The organism is Mucilaginibacter sp., assembly GCF_036383575.1.
Lineage (GTDB): Bacteria > Bacteroidota > Bacteroidia > Sphingobacteriales > Sphingobacteriaceae > Mucilaginibacter.
Genome location: NZ_DASVOB010000209.1, coordinates 1 through 7,849 on the forward strand (window position 1 = coordinate 1; position 7,849 = coordinate 7,849).

The following is a 7,849-nucleotide window of genomic DNA, read 5'->3' on the forward strand; positions in this document are numbered from 1 at the left end:
ACCATCCACATAAATACCTATAGCGCCATGCCCGCCAAGCGGTCCTCTTTTGCTTTCAATATTATAAAGGGTATTGCTGCTGATAACACCGTTACGGGCATAGTTTAACGTAGGGTCACTATTAGCCGCATAACCGCCGGCTGCATCAATGCCGATATTTTGAGCGTTATAAATGGTATTGTTGGTAACGGTAAAACCATCAACATAGCCGTTGATAGTTAAATTTTCGCCATAACCGGTTTTACAATCGTGAATAGTATTTCCTGTAACAGTAATATTAGTTACCGGATCAGAAGTGTTTCCGATAACTAAAATGGCGTTACCGCCCCCGTTAAGCGGCAGCTGAGTATAATCAATACCGTATATGGTGTTGTTTTTTACGGTAATATAATCAGATCCGCCTTCAACCATAATGGCTTTAGGGTCGCCTGTAGCGGTTTTGAGGTTGCGTATTTCGAAGCCATCTACAACAATAAACTTTGCCTTATCAATGGTTATCAGGGCTTCCCTCCCGTTAACACTAAAAGCACTTCCGTCAATTACAGGGGTTTCGCCATGGTATGCTTTTAAGGTAATATATTTATCCATTACCCCCGATTTGGGAAATACAACCTTTTCGCTATATACCCCGCCCCTTACCATTACGGTATCGCCGGGAATGGTGTGGGAGAGCGCATTATTGATAGTTTGAAAAGGCGCATCGATTGTTCCTTTATTTGACTCCTGCCCGTTGACAGCTACATAATAAACATGAGTATTTCCGGTAGTTGTAACATTACCGCCTGCATCGTTTTTTTTGCTGCAACCAAATGCCTGTACAGCAAAACCAAGCATTAAAAAAACATTGACATTACATTTCATAAGCATACTTTTTTAATTAAACATCTTACTGTTGTGCGCCTTTACTTATCTTATTATTTACAATGCGGGTATTTCCGTCAATATCTGTAGTACCATTTATATCGGCAGATATCACATTTCCGGTATTTTTTGCAGGGGAGGCCGATTGTATATGAAGATCAGGCGACGAGCTGCTCAGCAAAAGAGGGTCCTGCCCGTTTGTTGAACCGGCATCATTGCCGCTGGCTGCTTTCCAGGCGCTCAAATCGGTATATGGTGCGCCGTTGGTACTGTTCCAGATCCATTGCGGAGTGCCTGTAGTATAGTATAAATTATTATCGATAATGTTATTGCTGCCTGTTGTGGTATACTTATGAATAAATACATCAACAGGCCTTGCATAAACTATGTTATTTTTGATCACGTTATTGTCGCAATGCTCGGTAAGTCTTATCTCGCCTTCAATTTCGCCAAACGCGCCTGGTACACGGTCATTTTGATATAAGGTATTGTTTACGATGTAACAGTTTTTAGTTCCGCCCGAGGTGTAATTCAGGTAATCGCCCATGTATATACCTGTGCGATAACAGTTATATACAAAGTTATTTCGCACAATGGTGGTTCTGGTTGCATACACATTGCTCTCACTTACCAGCCCTATCCCCCTATCGCTATTGTACACCTTGTTTCGTTCAATAATAGTATTAGCACCGCCGCAAACGTAAATTGAGATAGCACCGTACCTGTCGGGGCCCCAGGTCTCCGGGGTTCTGGTCATTGTATTATCGTGAAAAACATTATCACTTATCACACCATTGCGGGCGTAGTTGGTAGCCACATCTCCTTTGGGATTTAAACCATCGCCACCGGCAACAATTATCCCGATGTTTTCTGTATCATATACTTTATTATGGCTAAAAACAAAACCGTCAATATTACCGGCCAGTGTTACATTTTCACTTGTACCTGTCTGCGTATCATGTACAGTACAACCCGTAATAACCAGGTTAGTAATGGCGGTAGTCCCGTTGCCTATTGCCAGTATAGCGTGCCCGCTTCGCCAGTCGTTCAGGGATGCGTTGTTCTTTATGTTATAAATATTGCAGTTCTTAATAGTGATATCGTGCGAATTTCCATTGATAGCGATACCTTCAGGATCGGTATTAAAAGTTGAGCTCGTAAGGTTGCAAATATCAAAGCCATCCAGTGTTATATACCTTACATTGCTCAGCGTAACCAGTGGCACCCAACCCGAAACAATTATTTTACTCCCGTCTATCACGGGCTTTTCACCGGGATATGCTTTTAAAGTAATTAATTTGTTCATGATGCCCGATTGGGGAAATATCACTTTATCATAATAGTTCCCCCCTCTTACCATTACGGTATCGCCGGGTATAGCATGCCCCAAGGCTGTGTTGATAGTTTGGAAAGGCGCATTGATTTTGCCTGAATTGGCATCAGAGCCATTAACCGATACATAATAGATATGTGCATTACCGGTTGAAGTAATTACATCATTACCCACTGTTTTTTTGCTGCAGGCCAAAGCCTGAATGGCAAAAACATGTATTAAAAAGATATTTATATAACGTTTCATTAAATCTATTCTAAAAAATCAGCGTACCCGCTTAAGTTTATCCGCACTAAAAGCCAGGCAGTACCTGCCCGTAGCAGAAACATGTTTTCTGCTACGGAGTACCCTTAAATAAAACCAAACAATTATTAACTACTACTCAAATTTTTCCCGGCAACAAAAGGACATTGCCAGGGTTGAAAACCAAACTGTGATAGTATTTTCAATGCGGACCGTCATTATTCCGAAACTATTTTTCTTATCCGGTTGTTGATTTTATCCAAAACATAAACAGTTCCGTTTTTATCGACAGCAACACCGGTTGGCGCGCTGAAAAGCGCAGATCCACCTATAGCATCAGCGTATCCTGCTGTACCGCTGCCGGCAAAGGTGCTTACATCAAACGTATTGGCCTGGATAAAGCGGATGCTTTGGTCGGGATTATAGCTTCCGCCGTCCCATGTTCCGTTGCCTGCTACATAAATATTGCTGCTGTTATCAACCGCGATGCCCCATGGATAAGCAAATTTTGCAGTTGTAGCGGCTCCGTTTAAATAACCCGAAACCCCAAGTTGCCCGGCTATGATACTACCATTCCAGTTGCCGGCTGTGAATTTCCTGATAACCTGGTCGCCGTTAACCGATACGTATAAGTTGCCTGCCTTGTCAAATTTGATTCCGGCGGGATAGTTAAGGCCGGATATAACCTGTTTGGTAGTCCACTGAGCTGATACCTGGTAGATATTTCCGGGACTGGAGCAACTGGAGTAATAAACATAACCCGTTGTTTTGTCGATAGCAACACTCCATGGCGACTGGTTGCCCCAGGCCCAGGTGGTTGCAGTACCATCGGGGCTTATTTTACGGATATCATAATTTCCGGGATCAACAGAATATACGTTTCCCTGGGCATCAACAGCAACATCATAAGGTATGGAGAAATTTGCCGCGCTTCCTTTACCGTCCGCATAACCCGAAACCAGGGGATTGCCTGCGAGTGTGGATACATTACCGGCAGTGTCAATTTTTCTGATGCAATGATTTCCGGGATCGGCAACATAAACATTCAGGTTGTCATCAACAGAAATCCCCATGCTTCTGTACCAGCTTTGCCCGCTAAAATCAAACATGGCATCTGCACCCTGACCATTTGCAAAACCAGCCTTGCCCGACCCTGCCAGTGTAGTGACTGTCCTGGTATATTGGTATGTAAAATTATCGGTACTTGTTGCGGTTCCTTTTCCAATAGTTACAACGATAGGCCCGGAACCAGCCTTTTTAGGCACAACTACCATCATTTGTTTGGTATTGGCGCCGATGATCTTCAGTTTAACCCCATTCAGGGTAACCGAAATTTGCGAGGTATCTGTTGAAAAGTTAGTACCGGAGATCAGTACTTCGGTACCACCCCCGCCCTGTGCCGGGATAAATGTACTGATGCTGATAGGTGATGCAGGATCATGTGCAGGAACTTTTTCTTTTTTACAGCTCATAAAAGCTACCATTATAAAAAGCGCCCCGGCAAGCAGGTATTGATTGATACCTTTTGCCAATATGTTTATGAATGTTTTCATTTGAATAATTACGGTTTAATTATTTATTTCCAGATCTTTTACACCCTGTTGGGTAAATAAGAGCCGGCATTACCAACCAGGATTTTGTACCAATGCCCTATCGCGGTCCAATTGGTACTGAGATATTGGGAACAGGTACATTTTATTGTTCCACACCCTTTTCTGAAAAAGCGTTTTGTTGTAAAGGCCGGTAAAAGAGAATCCCAGTCCCTGATCATCCGTGTTGACATTCAGTCCGTAAATGGTCTGATTTTCATCGGCACCCAACAATAATCTTCTTACAAGGGTAAAGTATCTGTCGCTTTCGAAACAAAGCTCAACCTGGCGTTCCCTTAAAATGTATTTCCGCATTAAATCCTTGTTTCCAACAGCTTCCGGATAAACGGTTTCTATACCGGGTAAGCCAGCTCTTGTCCTGATCTGATCAAGATAAAGCACGATATTGGAGTTAGAGGGATCATATTCATTCAAGGCCTCTACATAATCCAGCAATATTTCGGCATATCTCATGAGTATAAAAGGCCGGTAATTGGTGGCATCCTGCCTTATATTATCGGCAGGACTTACGTTTTTCAATACATCATATCCGGTAATATTATTACTTGCACCACTGGCCTTTGCACCAGCTTTACCGTTATAATAAAATTCAACCCGGCCTGTTCCGTCAATATTGGCATCTGATGAATAATAGTTTTTATCATCAACAGTTGGGGCTGGCAATACCGGCCGGCCATTGTACTGGATATAGGCGTAAAAACGCGGTTCGCGGTTGGCATACATGTTCCATTGCCCTTTACTGTGCTCCCAATATTTGGCACCGTTACTTTGGGCAAAACTTGTAGCTGTATATCCCGAACGCGGGTCATCAATGGTGCGGCCGTTATTCATATAAAATGCATCCACCACATTTTGGGTGGCGTTGTACATACTATATCCTCCCGGCCCCGGCGATACACATTTGGTATATCCCCAATAACTCCAGGAGTTTCTTGAAAAGATGATCTCGTTGTTCCAGTTTGTTAAGAAAAGGTCCCTGACAGATAGATAAGGATCAAACTGGGTTCCGCCATTGTCAAGATTTGTAAATAACTTATACGCACCAAGATCTATTACGGCCTTAGCTGCGTCCGCGGCTATTTTCCATTTACCCGCATCAAATACTGTAGGTGCCAGTGGGGTACCATCCTGATTTTTAAAAGAGGCAAATGATGGGTTACCGTTCCACAATGGGCTTGCTGCCAATAAAGCCAGCTGTGCTTTTACTGCCAGGCACGCGCCCTTTGTTGGCCTGCCATAATTGCTGGTTGAAGGCCATTGGGCAGGTAAGCTCGAAGCAGCCTGATCCATCAGTTGGTTAATGTAATCCTTGCATTCGTCAAAAGATGCTCTCGGGTACTTATTAAAGTCGTCATTTAGGCTTAACGCTTCGGTTATTTTTACAACCGGGCCAAACTGTTTCATTAACTGCCAGTAAAACCATCCGCGCAAAAAACGGGCTTCGGCTTTATATTGATTTTTCAGGCTGACACTCAACTGACTGGACGGAACCTTATCAATATTGGCTTCAAAAATAAAAGACGACCGAATGCCGGTATAGTAGTTATCCCAGTAATCAAAATAAGCGTTTACCGGGCTCCAGTTACCCACAACCATTTGCCTTACATTGGTACCGGGGATGGATACCGATGACTCGTCACTTGCCCCCATTGCGCTGTAATCTCCCCCATCGGTTTGTTTGATATAACCATATATATTATATAAATACGATTCGGCATTGGCCCTGGTGCTCCAGATCAGATCTGATGTTAACAGGTTATCCGGTTTTTTATTAAGGTAATTACAGGACGATAAACAGGCACTCAGGAAGCATATCCCAACTACCATTATTAGTATGTTTTTTTTCATTTGGCACACTTTAAATTCTTTTGAAACTGATTTAAATTCACGATTTCTATAACGCAACCCTTAATCCAAGGGCAAGTATTCGTACCGGTGGATAGCCTGCGCCGTTAGAGCCAAGTTCAGGGTCCCAAAGTTTGAATTTGGAGAAGGTTAACAGGTTTTGCCCCGTTAAATACAAGTAAACTGAGTTAATACCCGCCTTTGTAAGAAACAAGGGCTTATAAGTATAACCCAATGTAGCCTGTTTTAAACGGACAAAACTCGCGTCTTTTGACCACCATGTGCTCGGCTGATAATTGTTACTGTTTTGATTAGCAATGCCTAAACGCGGATAGTATACATTCTGACTCGGGTTATCAACTGTCCACCTGTTCTCAAGGATCGCGAGCATACCCGATGGATAAGTGCCCATGCCTGTAAACGGCACTATACCAGCGCCCTCTGCACCTGCACCGGTTATAGAAGAACCGTTTGCCATGATAATTACATTACCGGTTCCCTGGAAGAAAAGAGAAAGATCGAACTTTTTATAACTAACCGTAAACCCTGCGCCATACAATATGGTAGGGATATCGGATTTACCGGTATAAACCTTATCATAGCTGTTGATCACGCCATCGCCGTTTACATCTTTGTATTTGATATCTCCGGGCCTTAGCACAGCGCCAAACTGGGTAGGACTTTTATCAACATCTTCCTGCGAGGTAAATAACCCTTCCGCAACGTACATCAGGTTATCGCCATATTTGCGGCCGGTTGATTGTTGATAGGCATACAGCTGTTTAGGTTCGTCCTGCTGTACAATTTTATTATTGTTATAAGTGAAATTGCCATAAAGACGCAAGCCCACCTTGCCTATATTGTCATTATATTCAAGGTTACCCTCAATACCGTGGTTATTCATTTCGCCCAAATTGGCAAATACAACCCCGCTTACACCCAGTATCCCTGATAATGAGCTTCGCTGAACTAAAATATTTGTCCGTCTCTCTTTATAGGCATCAATAGTGATATTCAGTTTATTGAACAGCCCTATTTCCAGCCCGATATTATCTTTCCGGGCTTTTTCCCATGTCAGGTTTTCAACACCTATAACAGTTTCTTTAGTGCCGCCATATACAGTTCCGTTAAGGCCTAAGCCCACAGAGCCGCCACTGCCATATTGATTGATATAAGGAAACCTGGTAATTTGATAGTGAGATCCAATCTGATCATTACCTACAAGGCCATGAGATCCCCTTATTTTAAGCAGGTTAAACGTTTTTGAAAAATCCTTAAAAAAAGGCTCCCTTGAAATTACCCAACCTGCGGACACAGCTGGAAAAAAACCAAATTTTTTGCCCGGCTCAAAGTTTTCCGAACCAGTATAACCAGCATCAAATTCAAGCAAATACCTATCGGCATATGTATAGGTTGTCCTACCGGCCAAACTTTGATTGTTATAAGGAATGGAGTTTATAACACTACCTGCTGTGCTCTGGACCCTTGACCTCATATTGTACAAAAGCAGTGCGCCAATATGGTGTTTGCCGAAAGACTGATCATAGTTAATATTGCTTTCCAGGTACATGGTTTTTTCGGCAGATGAATACTGGGTATAACCCAAAAACTGGTTTCCATACCTCGATTGACCTAATACCAGGTTACCCTGCGGGTCTCTTGAAGTTGCTAAATAAAGATCATTGGTGCCTGTTCTGCCATTGTCGTTTTCGCTGTACGAGTCGAACGAAAACCTGGCCATGGCGCTTAGTCCGTTGGTAATGGCATCCAGTTTCTGGTTAATAGAAAAAACAGACTGGATGGTAGGCCGAAACTCACTGTTATAACCTGAGTTTTGGATATCATTTACCGGGTTGGAGCCGCCATTGTTGTAAGGGCCTGCCCATTTACCATCGGGATATCTTATCGGGAATGCATTAGGTGGGGTTAAGTACGATTCATACCAGATATTTCCTGC

Annotated in this window: 5 protein-coding genes; all 5 read right to left on the reverse strand. The window is 43.0% G+C overall.

The window, feature by feature from the left end:
• On the reverse strand, nucleotides 1–861 hold an 861-nt coding region (locus VF500_RS07580), incomplete at its 3' end, for a DUF1565 domain-containing protein (protein ID WP_330859093.1).
• Between the two features lie 25 nt (nucleotides 862–886).
• Nucleotides 887–2,440 (reverse strand): hypothetical protein, encoded by a 1,554-nt coding sequence (locus VF500_RS07585; protein WP_330859094.1) that lies wholly within the window; start codon nucleotides 2,438–2,440, stop codon nucleotides 887–889.
• A 215-nt stretch (nucleotides 2,441–2,655) separates the two neighbouring features.
• Nucleotides 2,656–3,990 carry an IPT/TIG domain-containing protein gene (locus VF500_RS07590; RefSeq protein WP_330859095.1) on the reverse strand — a complete coding sequence of 445 codons (1,335 nt, stop codon included), beginning with the start codon at nucleotides 3,988–3,990 and terminating at the stop codon, nucleotides 2,656–2,658.
• A gap of 69 nt (nucleotides 3,991–4,059) precedes the next feature.
• Entirely contained in the window at nucleotides 4,060–5,895 is a 1,836-nt protein-coding gene (locus VF500_RS07595; RefSeq protein WP_330859096.1) for a RagB/SusD family nutrient uptake outer membrane protein, read from the reverse strand.
• A 46-nt stretch (nucleotides 5,896–5,941) separates the two neighbouring features.
• On the reverse strand, nucleotides 5,942–7,849 hold a 1,908-nt coding region (locus tag VF500_RS07600; protein WP_330859097.1), incomplete at its 5' end, for a SusC/RagA family TonB-linked outer membrane protein.

What these genes read in the sequence shown, in the direction of transcription:
- VF500_RS07585 (WP_330859094.1), bottom strand. Translation starts at nt 2,440, where the DNA reads ATGAAACGTTATATAAATATCTTTTTAATACATGTTTTTGCCATTCAG.
- VF500_RS07590 (WP_330859095.1), bottom strand. Translation starts at nt 3,990, where the DNA reads ATGAAAACATTCATAAACATATTGGCAAAAGGTATCAATCAATACCTG.
- VF500_RS07595 (WP_330859096.1), bottom strand. Translation starts at nt 5,895, where the DNA reads ATGAAAAAAAACATACTAATAATGGTAGTTGGGATATGCTTCCTGAGT.